This window comes from Sulfobacillus sp. hq2, assembly GCF_002903155.1.
Taxonomy (GTDB): domain Bacteria; phylum Bacillota; class Sulfobacillia; order Sulfobacillales; family Sulfobacillaceae; genus Sulfobacillus; species Sulfobacillus thermotolerans.
This window is the reverse complement of the sequence record NZ_NWUL01000030.1, coordinates 63,620-81,323: the sequence shown is the minus strand read 5'-3', so window position 1 is coordinate 81,323 and position 17,704 is coordinate 63,620. Positions and strand designations below refer to the sequence as shown.

Here is a 17,704-nt window from a genome sequence, read left to right as displayed (position 1 = left end):
CTACTGAAAAGGGAAACAAAGGAATCGTCGGCCAGAATTTTGGATGCATCGGGCGATCAGACGACCTTAGGATTCGTCATAGCGTCGAGTACCTCGGTAAGCTACTGTGGGGGTGCTGGTGAATATCGGTGAATTCCAACCGTAAGATTTTATACGAAGTTTTGTAAATAGGATACCCCTTTGCGGCGCGTAAGGGGTTATGAAAGTGCGATCACGTCCCGTCAAGTGACGTAAAAGCTCGGCTTCCTACCGACTTGCAAAGTGAGTTGCCTTTGGGTATCCTGCAACTCTTCCGGCTGAGTGGCATTCCGGAACTCGTCAGCTTTGCCAAAGGCGTCAGTGACGATGAGGTGGCCGTACTCGCCGGCGTTCGTAGCTTTTGAAGCCAAGGGATGGTGGAAGGATTTAACAACAAAATTAAGCGATTGAAACGGATCTTGTATGGGGGGCCGGGGGATTTCCTCCTACGCCAACGCACGCTCCACACCCATGCCGGCTAAGAGCCTCCGCATGCGTCAGGCCACATGGTTGGTTCAGCCTAGCCTTTTTTACGGTCGCTCTAGGACCCGTCGCCGAATGCGGCGGCAGCGAGATGACCACAGACGAGCACCATTACGTGACGGGCGCTGCGTGACAAAATTCGCCATGGTTGGATAAACGGAAAGGCTTACACCAAAAGTGTGGAAGAGCCATTTCTATTTGGCCATATACAGTTTGCGTGTGAGGCGGATACACAACGCGGCCTAGATCACTGGATGGCCACCACGCCGCACCCATGGCATCTTGTCCCCACATCCACTATACCCCGGCCGAACTGGTGCGATTTGGCCAGTCTGCGGGTCACGCGTGACGTGACAGGCACCCGTACCGTGACCACTCCGAAAATTTCCACGCGACCCTTCGGGATCCTGGATGCGCTCCACATCCCCCTCAGCGTCTTTACGGAAACAGCCATTACGCGAACCGTCACCATGAAACCCCTTAACTGGAAAATTATGGGGAGGAATAGATGATCCGGTATCTCCTGTGGATGTTTATATGTGGTTTTATCTGTCGAATCATCGAGCAGAACAAAATTTCGTGCGAACGGGAGGTGTTTTAGTGGAGCCCTGCTTCGACGTGAGTTGGATTGTCAAGCTATACAGCGTTAAGTAAGTGCATGGGCAGAGCGCGCTGTTATCCCGGAAGTGCTGGAATGAAGAGTAGTGAGTGGAACACAGGAACCACTGGTATAATTTTTGCGAAGATGGTGGACTCATTGCAACCCGCCAAAAAAGCTTGCATGATATTCGATTAAAATATCATTGTTGTCTCAATGCAGCAGGAATTGACCAACGCATCCCCGAATATATGACAAAGGTTGGGAATTTGAAATCTATGGTAACGTTTTATCATGAAACGCTGCAAGATATTTCCGGGTAAGTGCAGGAGTGTAAAATAACGTGTATCGACGTATATGAGGGGAAGCATCTATGCAAATTCTTGACAATGTGAATCAAACCGTTAAGGACGATTTGGTGGCCACCATTACAAAGGGCGACAAACTATCGATAGCGGCGGCCTGTTTTTCGATTTACGCATACCAAACGCTGAAAAAACAGCTTGACGGAATTGATACGTTGCGGTTCATTTTTACTTCACCCACCTTTCTCCAAGAGAAGGCGCCTAAGGAAAAACGGGAGTTTTATATTCCCCGACTCGATCGGGAGCGCTCCCTTTACGGAACCGAGTTCGAGGTCAAGTTGCGCAACGAACTGACGCAGAAGGCCATTGCCCGCGAGTGCGCCACATGGATTCGCAAAAAGGTGCAGTTTCGCTCCAATGTAACCGGTGGCACGATGGGCGGGTTTTTGACCGTGGTGAAACCCGATGAAACCATTGCGTACACCCCGCTCAATGGGTTTACGACCTCGGATTTAGGGAGTGAACGGGGCAATAATATCATGAATCTTGTCAACCGCATTGATGCCCCCCTTTCGGAGCAATATGTGACAATGTTTGAGCAGATTTGGCATAATAAGGATTTGTTGCAGGACGTCACCGAGCAGGTCATCGATGGCATCACGGCGGCGTACAATGAGAACGCACCGGAGTTCATTTACTTTGTGGCCGTCTACAATATTTTCAACGAATTTCTTTCCGATATCAGTGAGGATGTCTTACCCAATGAAGCGACTGGCTTTAAGGACACGAAGATCTGGAACAAGTTATATACGTTTCAAAAGGATGCGGCGCTGGCGATCATCAATAAACTGGAAAAGTATAACGGCTGTATTCTTGCCGACAGCGTGGGGTTGGGTAAAACATTTACCGCCCTCGCCGTCATCAAGTATTATGAATTGCGCAATCGTACCGTGCTGGTCCTCTGTCCGAAAAAGCTGGGAGACAACTGGCGCACGTTCAAAGAAAACTATCGCAATAACCCCATTGCCTCCGACCGCATGCGGTATGATGTGCTGTATCATACCGATCTCTCGCGCGAGCACGGGTCCTCCGGCGGAGTCGATCTGTCCAAGCTGAACTGGAGCAATTACGATCTGGTCGTGATCGATGAAAGCCACAATTTTCGTAACGGTGGGGACTATTCCGGGCGCGGCGACGACAAGCGGGAAAACCGGTACCTGCAGTTAATGAACAAGGTGATTCGACAAGGCGTCAAGACCAAAGTGTTGATGCTTTCCGCTACCCCTGTGAATAACGGGTTCTCCGATCTACGCCACCAGCTAGAACTGGCCTACGAAGGCACTCCAGCACTGATTAACGACAAACTTGACACGACCAAACCTATTGATGTGATTTTCCGCAATGCCCAAACCGCTTTTAATCGGTGGAGCAAACTGGATCCCCAAGAGCGCACGACCGAAAGCCTCCTACGTGCCTTGGATTTTGACTTCTTTACCGTGTTGGATAGTGTGACCATCGCACGGTCTCGGAAGCACATTGAAAAATACTATAATACCGAGGAAATCGGACAATTTCCCGAGCGAAGGCCTCCCATCTCTCTGCGTCCGAAGCTGACGGATCTTTCATCCGCAATCGACTACGATGAGATTTACGAGCAGCTAATGCTCTTAAATCTCGCCGTGTATGTGCCAACCGACTTTTTGTTGGAGAGCCGACGTGCCAAATACATCGACCCTAGTGTGAATATCGACCGTGCGGGACGCGAAAATGGGATACGGCGTTTAATGTGCATTAACCTGTTGAAACGACTCGAAAGCTCTATCGCATCATTCAATATTACGCTGCAACGCGTGAAAAGCCTGATTGATGGTACAATTGCGGCCATCGATGCCTTTCAAACAGGTATGAACCGGACGATTCATACGCGCGAGTATGACCCCGGCGACTTTGATGACGATGATCTCAATACCAGCGTATTTCCAACCGAGGGAAAGAAGCTGGACATCGACCTCAATGATATGGACTACGTATCGTGGCGCGAGAAGCTGGTCGCGGATTCCGAAATCCTGGAGTTGCTGGCCCTGATGGTCAAAGACATCACACCGGCACACGATACGAAGTTGCAAACGCTCCTGCAGCTGATTGCAGACAAGGTGCAGCAGCCGTTTAATCGGGGCAACAAAAAGATATTGCTCTTCACAGCGTTTTCGGATACGGCCGAGTACCTGTATCACCATGTTGCACCGTTCGCCAAAGAACGGTTTGAGCTGGATTCCGCGATCGTCACCGGGACCACCGATGGCAAGACGACGGTTAAGCTGAAGCACGTCGATATGAACACCATTCTGACGTTGTTTTCTCCGCTATCGAAGGATAAGGGCGTGCTCATGCCCTACACCCCGGATCACATCGATATTTTGATTGCGACGGACTGCATCTCGGAAGGGCAGAATCTGCAAGATGCGGACTTCTGTATCAATTATGACATTCACTGGAATCCGGTCCGTATTATTCAACGATTCGGGCGGATTGACCGGATTGGCAGCCGCAATGAAACAATCCAACTGGTAAATTTTTGGCCAAACATTGCCTTGGATAAGTATTTGGAACTCAAAGGACGCGTGGAAACCCGAATGAAGGCCTCGGTCATGACGGCGACGGGCGACGATAACCCCATCGATCCGGAGGAGCGGGGTGACTTGGAATATCGTATGGCGCAGCTTGAAAAGCTCCAAAATGACGTGGTCGACATCGAGGATATGCAGTCCGGGATTTCGATTATGGATTTGGGATTGAACGAATTTCGGCTGGACTTGCTCGAGTACGTCAAGCATCACGGCAATTTAGACAAAGTTCCCTTCGGGCTTCATGCGGTGGTGAAGGGCCACGCCGACGCACCCCCAGGGACAATTTTTATCTTGAAAAACCGCAATGCGCACATCAACGCGAAGAACAAGAATCAGTTGCACCCCTTTTATATGGTCTATGTTGGCGATGGATCCACCGTATATATCGACCACTTGCAGCCGAAAAAACTGCTTGATGTGTTCCGTCAGCTATGTCGAGGTCAGCCTGAGCCCGATCGTGCACTGTGTGACGAGTTTAACGCGGAAACGCAAGATGGACGCGATATGCGGCGCTATTCCGACTTGCTCTACGTGGGGGTGAAGTCCATCGTGGATTTGAATGAGGAGGATACCCTGGACAGCTTCCTCTCGGGTCAGCCGATATCGTTGGCGGCCCATACGATCGAGGGATTGGATGATTTCGAGTTGGTATGTTTTGTGACGGTGAGGTGAGATCGCAAGATGTTAGGCTTACCCAGCACGACGGCGATTAACAAACCGCTGGCGAAAAAGGCGTTGTTTGAGAAGTTCAAGCCACCGGCCGCTGACCGCAAACGGTTTGATGAGCAGATTAGTCGCCTAGCAATTGTCGCGGAAATCTCGCCGCAGACGGTCAATCTTGCGGCAAGCAAGGAGGTGTCGGCGGTCTATGTGGTTGCCGTGACGCTAAAAACCCCCGATTGCGACACGAAGAACATTGCGCTCCTCGCGCAATTCATTGCCCAGCGATTGGTCTTTGTCCTGCAATATAGGGATCATGCACGACTGGCCGTGTACCGCACGGCAAAGGTTCTGGTGTCGGACGACAAGCCGATAGACGCATGGCAACTAAAGTTGAGTGGCCTTGACCTAGGAGAGGCATGGGACCACGTTGTTGCCCAAATCGCGCAGATTGACCTGGCGAGCGGACAAGACCTTGATGCGATCCTCGCGGAGAATGACCGCCGCGAAAAACTATCCAACCAAATTGCTGCGCTCGAAAGAAAAGCGCGGGCGGAACAACAATCCCGCCGGAAGTGGGAATATGCCGAAGAAATAAAGCGGTTGAAAAGAGAATTAGGAGGACAGACCCATGAATAAACCCGACCGACTCCCCATGCACACGCCGTCCATCACGGACGAAAATTTCGCGAAGCTGGCACAACTGTTCCCCAACGCCGTGACGGAGACGATTGATGAAAACGGGGCGGTGGTCCGAGCCGTCGATGCCGACGTGCTGGCCCAGGAGATCAATGTGCACGTCGTATCCGGCAAGGAAGAGCGCTATCAGTTTACATGGCCGGACAAGCGTAAGAGCATACTGCTGGCCAATCAGCCCATTGCCGCCACGTTGCGGCCCTGTCGTGAAGAGAGCGTGGACTTTGACACCACCGAAAACCTCTACATAGAGGGGGACAATCTCGACGTGCTGAAACTGCTCCGCGAAACCTACCTTAACCGCGTGAAAATGATATATATCGATCCGCCGTACAACACAGGAAATGACTTCATTTACGAGGATAATTTTTCGGAGGAGTCGGGCGACTTTCTACGTCGTGATGGGCAGTACGACGAGCAGGGTAATCGCCTCACGCCAAACCTCGATAGCAATGGACGTTTCCATAGCGACTGGTTGAATATGATGTATCCGCGCTTGCGTGTGGCAAGGGACTTACTAAGCGGTGATGGAGTAATTTTTATCAGTATTGACGATAGTGAAGGGTATAACTTACGTAAACTCTGCGATGAAGTTTTTGGCGAAAATAATTTTGTAGGAACCATCCTCTGGAAAAAGAAAACCAATGGAAATAATATGGGGATGATTCCACCCGTCCATGATTACATTATCGCCTATGCTAAACACGTTGATGATATCGGTGAAATTGGATACGAGATTACCGAAGAGTTCATTGCTAAGACTTATTCAAACCCCGATAATGACCCGCGCGGAGCATGGACAACAATGGATTTATCGGCTAATCACAAAGGTCCGCATTTCCCGATTACTAATCCTTCAACGGGGCAGACTTTCAATCCTCCGGAAGGGCGATATTGGGTATTCAATGAAGTTGAGGTGCAACGCCGAATTGCGGATGGCCGTATTATTTTTGGAAAAACAGGAACAACCCGCCCGGTTCAAAAAATTTTCGCCGCCGAAAGGCTTAATGGAAAAATTCGTGCTGAATCATGGTGGGATAGCCACGGCATGAATGCGGATGCCACAGAGGAAATCCGTGCCCTGTTCGGCCAAGGAAAACTCTTCACGCATCCGAAACCTTCAAAGTTGATATATAATCTCTTGAAAATCGCTACCGGTAAAGACGATTTAGTCCTCGACTTCTTCTCCGGTTCTGCCACAACGGCTCACGCGGTCTTGCAACTCAACGCCGAAGACGGCGGCAAGCGCAAGTTTATCATGGTACAAATTCCCGAAGCTTGCAATGACAAGAGCGAGGCGTTCAGGGCGGGATATAAAAACATCTGCGAAATCGGCAAAGAACGCATTCGTCGGGCAGGTCGCAAGATCAAGGAGGAGGCGGGACCGACCGCGCTAAACCTTGATATTGGTTTTCGCGTGCTGAAGCTCGACAGTTCCAATATGAAAGACGTGTACTACAGGCCAGAGGAAATCATGCAGATTAAAGTTAACCCTGATGGCCTGATCGACAACATCAAGCCGGACCGCACCGATGAGGACTTGCTGCTTCAGGCAATGCTGGACCTCGGTATTCCGTTGTCCGCAAAAATCACCCAGGACGGCCCGTTGTTTTATGTCAATGACACCTATCTGATTGCCTGCTTTGGCCGGGTGGATACCGCCCTTATTACGGACATTGCGAAGAAACATCCCTATTACGCCGTGTTCCGTGACGCCACTTTCGTCAGCGACAGTGCCATGGTGAACATCGAGCAGGTGTTCGCTACCTACAGTCCGTCGACCATCAGGAGGGTGCTGTAAATGCCGTTTCAATTCAAGATACAGCCCTTCCAGACCGAAGCTGCTGAGAGCGTGGTGAAGGTGTTTGCTGGGCAGTCAAATCATGGCCTGTCCAAGTTTCGCCGCGATGTTGGCCAGCTAAAAGGCACGCTGGACGAATTCGATCCGGACTTTGAAACCGCCTACCGCAATGCCGACGTGGAGTTGTCCAGAGAACAGCTGCTAAAAAATATCCATGCCGTGCAGACGGCAAACCATATCCAAAGGTCGCCAGAGCTTGTCGCTGGCTTGGGCACAGTGTCTTTGGATATCGAGATGGAGACAGGCACCGGCAAAACGTACGTCTACATCAAGACAATGTTCGAACTCTACAAAACCTATGGGTGGAGCAAGTTCATCGTGGTCGTGCCCAGTATCGCGATTCGTGAGGGAGTCAAGCAGGCGTTTGAGATGACGCAGGACCACTTCATGGAGCTTTATGGCCTCAAGGCCCGGTTCTTTGTGTACAATTCCGCGAATCTGCACCAGTTGGACGAGTTTTCTCAGAACAGCGGCATCAACGTCATGATTATTAACACCCAGGCGTTCAACGCCACGATGAACGAAGACAAAAATATCGAAGGCCGACGCGGCAACGACGCAGCCCGCATTATCTACAGTAAACGCGACGAGTTTGGGTCACGTCGTCCCATTGACGTGATTAAGGCGAATCGTCCCATTATCATTCTCGACGAGCCGCAGAAAATGGGAGGTGTGGCGACGCAAAATGCGCTGAAAAAGAACTTTGCGCCATTGTTTTCCTTGAATTATTCGGCAACGCACAAAACCTCCCATAACCTGATTTATGTCCTTGATGCACTAGACGCTTTCCATAAAAAGCTGGTCAAAAAAATCGAGGTCAAGGGGTTTGAACTGAAGAATTTGAGTGGAACGAACGGCTATCTCTATCTGTCGGAAATTGTGCTGGATAAGCGAAAACCGCCACGCGCCCGGCTGGAATTTGAGGTCCGTCGCAAGAGCGGCGTGCCGCAGCGTCAAACGCGATTACTGGATGTAGGCGACAGCCTGTACACCGCATCACAGGGTTTGGAAGAATATAAGGGTGTCTCGATCGCCGAAATTGATCCGATTCGGGCCCGGGTGACCTTGACCAACGGAGAAAGCCTGCGCACGGGAGAAGCCACGGGCGACGTCAACGAGAACGATATACGTCGGATACAAATTCGGGAAACTATCGCGTCTCATTTGGATAAGGAGGAAACGCTGTTTGCGCAGGGCATTAAGTGCCTGTCGCTCTTTTTCATCGACGAAGTGGCCAAGTACCGGCAATACGGGGACGATGGGGAGGAAATCCTTGGGGAATACGGACGTCTGTTCGAAGAGGAATATACAGCCGCGCTAAACGAACGGATGGCACTTTTCCCAGCAGCATATCAAGCCTACTTGCGTGGCATAGCAACCTCCGCGACCCATCGCGGGTACTTTTCTATCGACAAAAAGGGACGGGTCACGGATAGCCCCGTCAAGCGCGGCAGCGAGTTTTCGGATGATATTTCCGCCTACGATCTTATTCTTAAAAATAAGGAGCGGCTCTTGTCCTTTGAGGAGCCGACCCGGTTCATCTTTTCACACTCTGCACTTCGCGAAGGGTGGGACAACCCGAATGTATTTCAGATCTGCGCGCTGAAGCATTCGGATAACGCAACAGCCAAGCGGCAGGAGGTCGGACGCGGGTTGCGTCTTTGCGTGAACAGTAAGGGTGAACGACAGGACATGGAGGTCTGCGGCGAAAGTTTAGTGCACGCCGTGAATCTGCTGACGGTTGTTGCTAGCGAGAGCTACGCCGAATTTGTGGCGGATTTGCAAAAGGAAATTCAGTCCGACCTTTATGAGCGCCCCACAAGGGCTAGTATTGAATACTTCACGGATAAAATGGTGCAGGTTGGGGATGAAATTCACGTCGTTACAGCTGCTGAAGCTCGGGCTATTTACCATTACCTGGTCCGCAACGACTATGTAGATGACAATGGTGAAATCACGGATACATATCGCAATGCTGTTGATCTCAGCACCCCGACCCCTTTGAGTGCCGATCTGGCACCACTTACTAACGGTATTCATCAGCTCATACAGGCTATCTTTGATCCGAGTGCGCTGAAGGATATGGTGGACAACGGACACGAGACCAAGATTAAAGAAAATCCATTGAACGAGAACTGGAAGAACTTCCACGAGCTGTGGCAGCGTATCAACAAAAAATATGCCTATACCGTCGAATTTGACAGCAACGAACTCATTGCAAAGTCCATCGCTGCTGTCAATAACGAACTGCATGTCGGCACCCTGTCTTATACCAGTACAAGAGGTCGACAAGAAGGCGCAGAGTTCACTGTCGAGGGTACCGAAACGAAACAGCTCGACCGTGCAGCAGGAAGTTCTGTCGAATATGACCTTGTTGGTAAGATCGCCGAAGGAACGACACTTACCCGGCGAACGGTTGTGGCAATCCTTAAAGGCCTAAACCCCCAAAAGTTATGGCAATTCCGCGATAACCCGGAAGAATTTATTGCGAGAGTCTGCGCTGTCATTAACCGTCAGAAAGCTTCAGTGGTTGTGGAACATATTACGTATTCCCCAAGTGCGGAAGATCCCTATTCGCCGGAGATATTCACAATGAGTCGCGCTTCAAACGAATACGCAAGGGCATTTAAGGCAAGGCACGCGATTCAAGATTACGTATTCACGGACGGGACGGCAGCGGAAAGTGTTGAGCGGCGTTTTGTTAAGGATTTGGATGTAGCCGAAGAGGTGGTGGTCTACGCCAAGTTGCCGAAGGGGCCGCGGGGTTTTTACATTCCCACACCCGTGGGCAATTACTCCCCGGACTGGGCGATTACGTTTAAAAAGGGCTCGGTGAAGCATATTTTCTTTATTGCCGAGACCAAAGGCACGATAGACAGCCTTGAACTACGGCCGATTGAGCAGGCAAAGATTGCCTGTGCCAAGAAACTGTTCAACGAAATTTCTACCACTGGAGTCAAGTATCATGAGGTCGACAGCTACCAAAGTCTTCTTACAATCATGGAGACCATCTAGATATTACCCATGTTCCACACAGCTGCCACGCGTAAATATGGTAAACAGGGGTAATTGGGCAAGGACCGCATTCGACAAAGTAAGTCCATAGACGACGCTAAAGAGTCGTTCAAAACAATACGCAGAAAAGGAGTTGAACACTATGGAACACACGTGGAATGCCACCCATTACGATGATAAGCTCGGTTACGTAGCGGAGTTCGGCAAAGGCGTAGTGGCGTTATTGCAGCCTCAACCAGGCGAACATATCCTCGATTTAGGATGTGGGACTGGGGAGTTGACTCAGGAAATAGCCACGGCGGGAGCATTTGTGATCGGAATGGATCTTTCGGAATCCATGATTCAACGGGCCCGCCAAAAGTACCCAGCGTTGACCTTTAGGGTGGGCAATGCCGAAGCCTTTCAAGTGGAACGGCCTATGAATGCGGTGTTTTCAAATGCCGCCCTGCACTGGATGAGGCAGCCTACCAAGGTTATCAAATGCGTGTGGGATGCACTAGACACAGGTGGGCGATTTGTTGCGGAATTCGGGGGAAAAGGAAACGTGATGACGGTCATTGATGCGTTAGACCGGGCCATAGGGGATCTGGGCATTAATGCCCAAGACAGAAATCCCTGGTACTTTCCGAGCATTGGCGAATACACCACATTATTAGAACACCAAGGCTTTAAAACAACCTATGCAGTTCATTTCGCGCGTCCTACTCCGATGCCCGATGGTGACAAGGGCATTGAGCATTGGCTAATTGGATTTGCCGAAAGTTTTTTGTCTGGTCTTGACCATCTAACACGAGACAAGGTAGTTCAGCAGGTAATTGAACAGTGTCGCCCAGTATTATATCGTGGTGGCCAATGGTATATCGATTATCAGCGTCTTCGCGTCGTTGCCGAGAAAAAATGACTCGGAAAGAGGGGCGTGGGTTCATAGGAATCCCGCGTCTTAGTGGTCTAGCCACAGGTCTAGATTAGTACTCGCTTCTGCATTTCCTTATCTGAAAAGAGATTTGTTTTTACCGTTTCGTACCTTGCAGTAGGGTGGGGGGCCAACAGAAAATCGGTTGAATGCTTGCGAATACATAGAACGCGCGGAGGGATGGGGATGGCTTCTATGGCCGTATATCGCGTAATCCTCTTTGATTTGGACGGCACCTTAACAGACCCCAAGATCGGAATCACCAAGTCGCTACAGTATGCTCTCCAAAAACTTGGAATCGATTCCCCAAGTCCGGACGCCTTAACCGCATTTATCGGACCGCCCTTACATGTGACATTTTCCCAGCAGTATCATCTAGATTCGCATGCCGTGTCGCAAGCCGTCTCATATTACCGGGAGTATTTTTCGAGCTATGGACTCTATGAAAATCACGTATATGAAGGCATTCCGTCTCTACTTGAAGCGCTGCGCGTTACGTCGCGACATTTGGTGGTTGCGACATCTAAGCCGAGTATCTTTGCTGAACGAATTCTGGACTATTTTGGGTTGCGGGCATTCTTTGATACGGTCATTGGGAGCAATCTTGACGGGAGTCGATCGGGGAAGACCGAAATTATCGCCCAGGCTCTGCAATGCTATCCCGGCATGTCTGATGCCGTGATGATAGGCGACCGGGCTCATGACATTGTGGGCGCTCACAATAATGGTATTGATTCGGTTGCGGTGACCTATGGATATGGCTCGCTTAGCGAGTTGCGGGAGGCCAATCCCACGTTCCTCGCGCATACTGTCAAGGAGACCGAACGTCTCCTGGCGCAGTAACTCCAAGGTTTTTAACAGACTTGGGATCGCCAGATGGGCCGATTCGTGAGCATTAGACGGTCGAAGCATCACTGTGGTGATGAAGCTCGAACCGTAGAAATGATGAGGGCGTTCAGTTGAAGGTACGAACTGGTAGAGGAATATGGAGAATGACATGAGCGAATTAATCATGATTCCGCGTTGGAAACAGCTGACGCAATTCATACAGGCACTGCGAACGGATCCCTCAAATGGAGGACGTGCCTTGTTTGCCCGACTGACGGATCTCTGCTTAGAGGAGGTAGATGATCTCTAAGGCAACGGGCTCTTAACGATCGAGGCTTCGGTGGATGACTGGGAGAGAACGCTTGCCAACATGGCCCGGATTGGGATTGAATCTCGGGTGCGCGACACCCTTCTTAATCTTCAGAGACGGTTTCCTTTGGATCATACGTTAAGTGTCGAAGTCTTTCCAATGGATCTTGCTGACACATTTGGCCGCGGTAAATTGGGCGGAGTTTCTGGATGGACCAATTGGGAGGGGACTAAGATTTCGTTGGTGGTCTATCCTGCCCCTGAAACATTGTCAACGCTCATGGCAACGACCGTTCACGAGTACCATCACCATTATCGCATCATGGCCATGAAAAATGGCCATGCACACATCTCGCTCTTGGAAACAATCATCCATGGGCTCACGATTCCATGATAGGGGATAGTCAAATAATCCTGCTCAGCCAAACAGCTCTCTTTGGACAAAGTCTTAAACTCAGATGTGGGAGACGTAAATGACCGAACATCTTCAGATCGTTCGGAGACTACTATATGGTCGGCAATGCATAGAGCAATATGATTGCCGACCATATATCATGGGACAGTTACTCATACCTAAGGGAAGGGAACCTATGACGACTTCATGGGCTATGATATTTCGGGCAAAGAAGCCATAGCTCCTGGCTTATTTCGGCATGAGATGGTCTTAAGACCGCGTACCCCACAAAACCATATCAATACGGCGTGGGGTCCAAAAATCTGTCCGAAACATGGCGTTTAGTTCGTCGGCCTTTTGGCGAAATACCTTGACCATCCATACGGCTTGGTCTTTTGTGATATTTATGGTGCCATTAGGCTTTATTGTTGGCAATTGATTAACATAGGCAGGCACTTGAAGGAGATTTTCGGCAACGAACACGTCGACAGTTCCGAAGTGTTCTGGAAATAGAACCGCTAACAATCCTGACGCCCCGGCCGTTCCCAGACCCCCGATTCGGGTGACATTGTCTAATGCTTGGCTGGGTTGCGCGTACGTATCGATGGTAAAGATTTGGTGCTGGATTTCTTCCAGTTCCTTAAGTCCCGCGGCATCTTGATGGCGTTTGGCCAGTGCACGCCGTGTGGTGGCTAAGCGGTTTTTCTGCGTGTATTTCCACACAAAGTATTTGTTATAGAGCCAGTCATAGAAGTCGGCAGCAGTGAGAGACTGCACCACGGCGCGGTCTAAGTGATCCATGTCTTGTTCTAGCGCATAATTGGCGGGCTGGACAAAGCTCCAATAGCGGTTGAGGGCTTGTTTCCACTCCTGTTCAGAATCAGACGTCCATAATGTGAGAAAATCCATCATGCTTACCTCCTAGGGAATAAATGGTGTAAAAACCAGAAAGACAAGGGTGTTTTCTGCTGTGTTTCTAAAATGGGTCTAACTTGCGTTACGAAATTTCTTGTGCTTGCACCGGTAGAACGAAGAGTTTTCCAACTATAAATAACGCTTCATCTGTTTTTCCGCCTCTTCGGACGTGACGGAGAATATTGCGACAAAAGCTAAAACGTACGTGGCGATAATCGATAAAACAATGAGGATACGCCAAACGATTCGGAAAATAAGACGGATGAGTTGCCATACGAGAACGACAATGAACCAGGCGCCGTGCGCTAACTTCTTCAGAAAACTCGTGGGCTTGGCAGGGTTCCTTTCGTTGTCCACCGACCACACGCTGTCATGATCTTTCTCTCGCTTTTTTCGCATGATGCCCTCCTATTTTCGGTGCTAGGAGTCATCTGTCAAGATGGCAGATGCTTCTGCAGCAGTTTTGCCACGGCGTTTTTATTTCCTGATGCCTTGTTTGGCTTAAGGCTTTCCGTCAGAACTCTTGTGCTAGCCATCAAATTTTAGATTAGGCGCTGTTCTTGGTCGTTAATGGTTCCGTTTCAAGGGATCAATAATGACTTACATACGTATAATATGATCATGTAAAGATTCGGTCAACTGGTAAACATCGTTTCAACATAATATTTTTTGTCCGTGGTGAGCTGGGCTGTGTATGAGGCATGTACGAGAGGGGCTGTGTGGTGGGGTGGTCTGCGCGCGGCATGTCTCGGTCTTATGCGACACGCTCTTCTTGCAAGGGTGACTACTGCATCAGAATAAGATAGTGACTTCAAAGACAATAGGACCCAAAGCGGTACAGCAATCGAGTGTGTGGTGTGCCAATAGTGTTGCGCCTGCAACTGGGAAGGATGTTCTTTGGCGCTCATGGGGTCCCTCCAATGATGAGCAGGCTTACTCCAGGGTCTAGGATACATGCTTTAGCAATTGGTCTCTGGTGCCATTCGTGTCGTAGCAAGGGGAAAGTAAACGGACATTGCGAAAGTCCGCAGTTTTCAAGCGCCGATTGTCACCGCGCTGAGGAATTGTCCTGAGGGATGATAGGATCTAGAAGGGCGGCTTTTCGGGCCCAGGGTTTGCCGCTAGTGTTCTGAGACTAGCTTGCCATTGCGTGTGTTGTTCTTCTGGGGATAAATCACTCCAACCATTTTGTCGCCAATAGTCGCGACCGGGAAGTCCGGTACGCTGACTGACAACTAACCCTGTGAGGTCTGGCATTTTGTGTTCATGACACCACGCTTGAATGACATCCAGCACTTGAGGTACGTCATGGAGAGGATGTAGACCGCCTAAGGCATGGCCTAAGTCTCCGTAGGTCATTGTCAACTGATTGCGGCTCCGTTCACGAAGAAGAGGCCATGCAGCCCGGGCCTTCGCAACGTAGTCTATACCTGTGGCGGGCGTGTGGGGCCGCCACATGATGCCAGAGACCGAAGATGCGGGAATCCAAACCCAGATAGATTCTTTTGGAGAGGCTGCGAGGGTGCGATTAAATTCGTCATCCCATCCAATCACGCGTCTTAAGGTTTTGATAACATCGGACCGCGGACTGAGCTTGGGTTCATCGGCACGGGGGATGCGAATCTGCCATCCCCCCTCTAATGGCTCGACCTCTACAGTCATTGGGCGTTCGGCGTGATCCAGCCAAAGATGGGCCGGCCCAGCGGGCCGCCCCTGAAGGTGTTTTCGTAGTGCTTCATTCAAAACCGTGGAGAGACTCTCTGTGCCGGCTTCACGTTCGGCTTGCTGCCATAACGGTTCGTCATTGGGTCGTACGTAAATGGTTTTCCTGCCCGTGAAACTCGCCCCTTGTTGCCCATTTATCCATCATCATATCATATTGCGAGACATAAGCAGTCCCATAGACATAAGGCGTTAACGCCTCCGGCCTAAAGGGCAGCACTCCTGCCAGAGTCTTTGCCGTGGGATTCGTAGGTGGTGAATTGGTTAGGGTGCAGCTGTGGCGAGCAACCAGGGCTCAGTGTGATATTAAAATAAAAATATTTATCAAGAGCAGAGGAGGCATTGGGTATGCCCAAATTCGTAACGTCTGAAGGTGCCATTTGCTACACGGCCCATGGCTCCGGTCCCGCGGTGGTTTTTCTGCATTCCGCATTGACCGACCACCGGCAGTGGAATATCCAAGTGAACCGGTTGTCCAATGATTATTGTTGCATCACCTATGATTTGTGGGCAGATGGGCTAACTGATCAGAGCTCTCAACGCCATGACCCCGCGGACACGCTGGTTGCTCTTTTGAACTATTTGGAAGTGGAGACAGCCACTTTGGTGGGATCTTCGTTAGGAGGCGCTGTCGCCATTCATGCGGGCAAACGGTACCCGGCTCGTGTATCGTCACTGGTTTTGTTGGGAACGGGTCTCTTTGGATTTCAACCCAAAATCGATGGCCCCGATTCCGCTATCTATGCGGAGTATGAGGCGGCATTGGCAGCGCATGACGTGACAAGACTCGTAAATGCCGCTGAGATCATCTGGCTTATTGGCATCAACGGCAAAGAAGAGAGTATAAGCAAAGAAAGTCGCGCGGCCTTTCGACTTATGTACCGAGAGATGCTAGAACGCCGAAGAACGCTTCCCCGCTACGAGCAGATCAACGACACGGATGCACTGCAAGCCCTTGATATTCCCACAATGCTTGTCGTGGGAGAATACGACACGCGGTTCGGACAAGAAGTGGCAGTCTATTTAGCAAGAGAATTGCCGCATGCAAAGCTGATACGAATGCGTGATGTCGCCCATTTTCCCAATCTCTCCAAACCCCAAGAAGTGAGCTATATGCTCGAACAATGGCTGAAGGACCATACAAAGAGATGACGGCTTAAGGGTCATGTCCAATCATCACGAAGGGAGACGCCATGTTGGCTGTGATTCGAGTGACCAAGAATGCTGGCATACGGTAGAAAACAGCGTCGGGGCGGCCGGGGCCGTAAGTTGTATGACGTAAGAGGAAGACTACGGAACAAACGCCATTTTCCCCCATTGACCCTTGGTACAGAGGAGTCAATGAGTTTCTTCTCCCTGAATGAGTGAAGCCAACGGCCCAGATTACAAGGGCCATTGGCTACGGCAATTCGCTTTAAAAGGGGAAGGAACGGGGGGTCTTTTGGATAGATGCCCATTTCATGGTGGTGAATTCTTCAACGCCCCACTCGCCACGGTAGCGGCCAAGACCCGAGGCTTTTTCTCCACCAAAGAGGACGCCCGATTTGTCGTTGATGCTCTGATCATTCACATGAACCGTTTAAAGTTTTTCCGGCAGAGTTCGGCAATATGGCCTCCCACGCTATTACCCAGGGCGCTTGCTGGAGCAACGACGCGCATCGAGGGATTTAACGACATTAAATGGCAAGATGACGCGCACAACCCCGACAGGGAGTCGATAGGCACGGTTTTCTTTTCCGGGGATCACCAAAGGGAGAAGTTCACCAAGACGATGCTTCGTGGACTATATCAATGGTGAGACGGACCTCGCGATGGGCTTTAACCTCCCTACCAGTGTCTGCAACGATAATCGCGGCGATTTAAAAGTTAGTGACTCGATCTGTCCGCTAGCAAATTGCTTACCCGTGCGCACCATGCAGCCGCTTGTATGCTGTCTTTGCCAGTAAGTTCGTCTTCCCATACCAAACCACTCTTGCTGAACAGGGTTATCCAGCTTTCTTTTTTCATAAATTTCTTGCGTACTTCTACGCGGACGCCAGTACAATCAGCTAGAACAAGCGCAGTCATCATTCGGTGACCGTGTCCGACGCTTGAAACAATAATGCGGTGAGAAGTTATCCAATACACACAACGTTGTTTTCCAAATCGAGCCCTATCCACTATCGATTCATGTGGACCAAATACAATGCCATCCGGAACGGTATCCCATTTTGCCATTCTCAGATCAGTCCTTGGATAATATAGTAAAACAAATTAAATTTATCACTATCACCAATTGATAACAATGTTGCAACATTTTCCAATACGTATTCGTTACTGTAGCGAATTGAAGTGGTGGGGCACCTCCTCCTTTACCCTGT

General features: G+C 50.2%; 13 protein-coding genes. 8 read left to right on the top strand and 5 right to left on the bottom strand.

The window, feature by feature from the left end; all coding sequences use genetic code 11:
• Positions 1–1,517 precede the first annotated feature (1,517 nt).
• The 7 genes from CO251_RS05895 (at position 1,518) to CO251_RS05870 (ending at position 12,707) form a co-directional block, all read left to right on the top strand.
• The gene (locus tag CO251_RS05895; RefSeq protein WP_369825231.1) at positions 1,518–4,703 is read left to right on the top strand and encodes a helicase-related protein; all 3,186 of its coding nucleotides are present in this window, start codon (positions 1,518–1,520) and stop codon (positions 4,701–4,703) included.
• Positions 4,704–4,712: 9 nt separating this feature from the next.
• A complete protein-coding gene (locus tag CO251_RS05890; protein ID WP_103374875.1) occupies positions 4,713–5,330 on the top strand; it encodes a DUF4391 domain-containing protein in 618 nt (205 codons plus the stop codon).
• Positions 5,323–7,188 (top strand): site-specific DNA-methyltransferase, encoded by a 1,866-nt coding sequence (locus tag CO251_RS17520; RefSeq protein ID WP_207654627.1) that lies wholly within the window; start codon positions 5,323–5,325, stop codon positions 7,186–7,188. The genes CO251_RS05890 and CO251_RS17520 overlap by 8 nt, the downstream gene beginning before the upstream one ends.
• On the top strand, positions 7,189–10,263 hold the full coding sequence (locus CO251_RS17515; protein WP_173677074.1) for a type III restriction-modification system endonuclease: 3,075 nt from the start codon (positions 7,189–7,191) through the stop codon (positions 10,261–10,263).
• A 142-nt stretch (positions 10,264–10,405) separates the two neighbouring features.
• A complete protein-coding gene (locus CO251_RS05880; RefSeq protein ID WP_103374874.1) occupies positions 10,406–11,164 on the top strand; it encodes a trans-aconitate 2-methyltransferase in 759 nt (252 codons plus the stop codon).
• A gap of 198 nt (positions 11,165–11,362) precedes the next feature.
• Complete coding sequence (locus CO251_RS05875; RefSeq protein WP_369825230.1) at positions 11,363–12,019, top strand: HAD family hydrolase; 657 nt, start codon at positions 11,363–11,365, stop codon at positions 12,017–12,019.
• Between the two features lie 325 nt (positions 12,020–12,344).
• Positions 12,345–12,707 (top strand): DUF2268 domain-containing putative Zn-dependent protease, encoded by a 363-nt coding sequence (locus tag CO251_RS05870; RefSeq protein ID WP_146038998.1) that lies wholly within the window; start codon positions 12,345–12,347, stop codon positions 12,705–12,707.
• 270 nt (positions 12,708–12,977) lie between these two features.
• Here CO251_RS05870 and CO251_RS05865 read toward each other — a convergent pair whose 3' ends face one another.
• From CO251_RS05865 to CO251_RS05855, 3 genes are all read right to left on the bottom strand, one after another.
• A complete protein-coding gene (locus tag CO251_RS05865; protein ID WP_146038997.1) occupies positions 12,978–13,619 on the bottom strand; it encodes a hypothetical protein in 642 nt (213 codons plus the stop codon).
• A gap of 132 nt (positions 13,620–13,751) precedes the next feature.
• A complete protein-coding gene (locus tag CO251_RS05860) occupies positions 13,752–14,021 on the bottom strand; it encodes a hypothetical protein (RefSeq protein WP_103374871.1) in 270 nt (89 codons plus the stop codon).
• A gap of 687 nt (positions 14,022–14,708) precedes the next feature.
• The gene (locus tag CO251_RS05855; protein ID WP_103374870.1) at positions 14,709–15,365 is read right to left on the bottom strand and encodes a hypothetical protein; all 657 of its coding nucleotides are present in this window, start codon (positions 15,363–15,365) and stop codon (positions 14,709–14,711) included.
• Between the two features lie 327 nt (positions 15,366–15,692).
• Here CO251_RS05855 and CO251_RS05850 point away from each other — a divergent pair, with 327 nt between their 5' ends.
• Positions 15,693–16,496, top strand: a complete 804-nt coding sequence (locus CO251_RS05850; RefSeq protein ID WP_103374869.1) for an alpha/beta fold hydrolase — start codon at positions 15,693–15,695, stop codon at positions 16,494–16,496.
• A 262-nt stretch (positions 16,497–16,758) separates the two neighbouring features.
• Here CO251_RS05850 and CO251_RS17165 read toward each other — a convergent pair whose 3' ends face one another.
• Together CO251_RS17165 and CO251_RS17160 are read right to left on the bottom strand one after the other, a co-directional pair.
• A complete protein-coding gene (locus CO251_RS17165) occupies positions 16,759–16,914 on the bottom strand; it encodes an aldehyde dehydrogenase family protein (RefSeq protein ID WP_146038996.1) in 156 nt (51 codons plus the stop codon).
• A 296-nt stretch (positions 16,915–17,210) separates the two neighbouring features.
• Entirely contained in the window at positions 17,211–17,561 is a 351-nt protein-coding gene (locus CO251_RS17160) for a hypothetical protein (RefSeq protein WP_146038995.1), read from the bottom strand.
• Positions 17,562–17,704 lie beyond the last annotated feature (143 nt).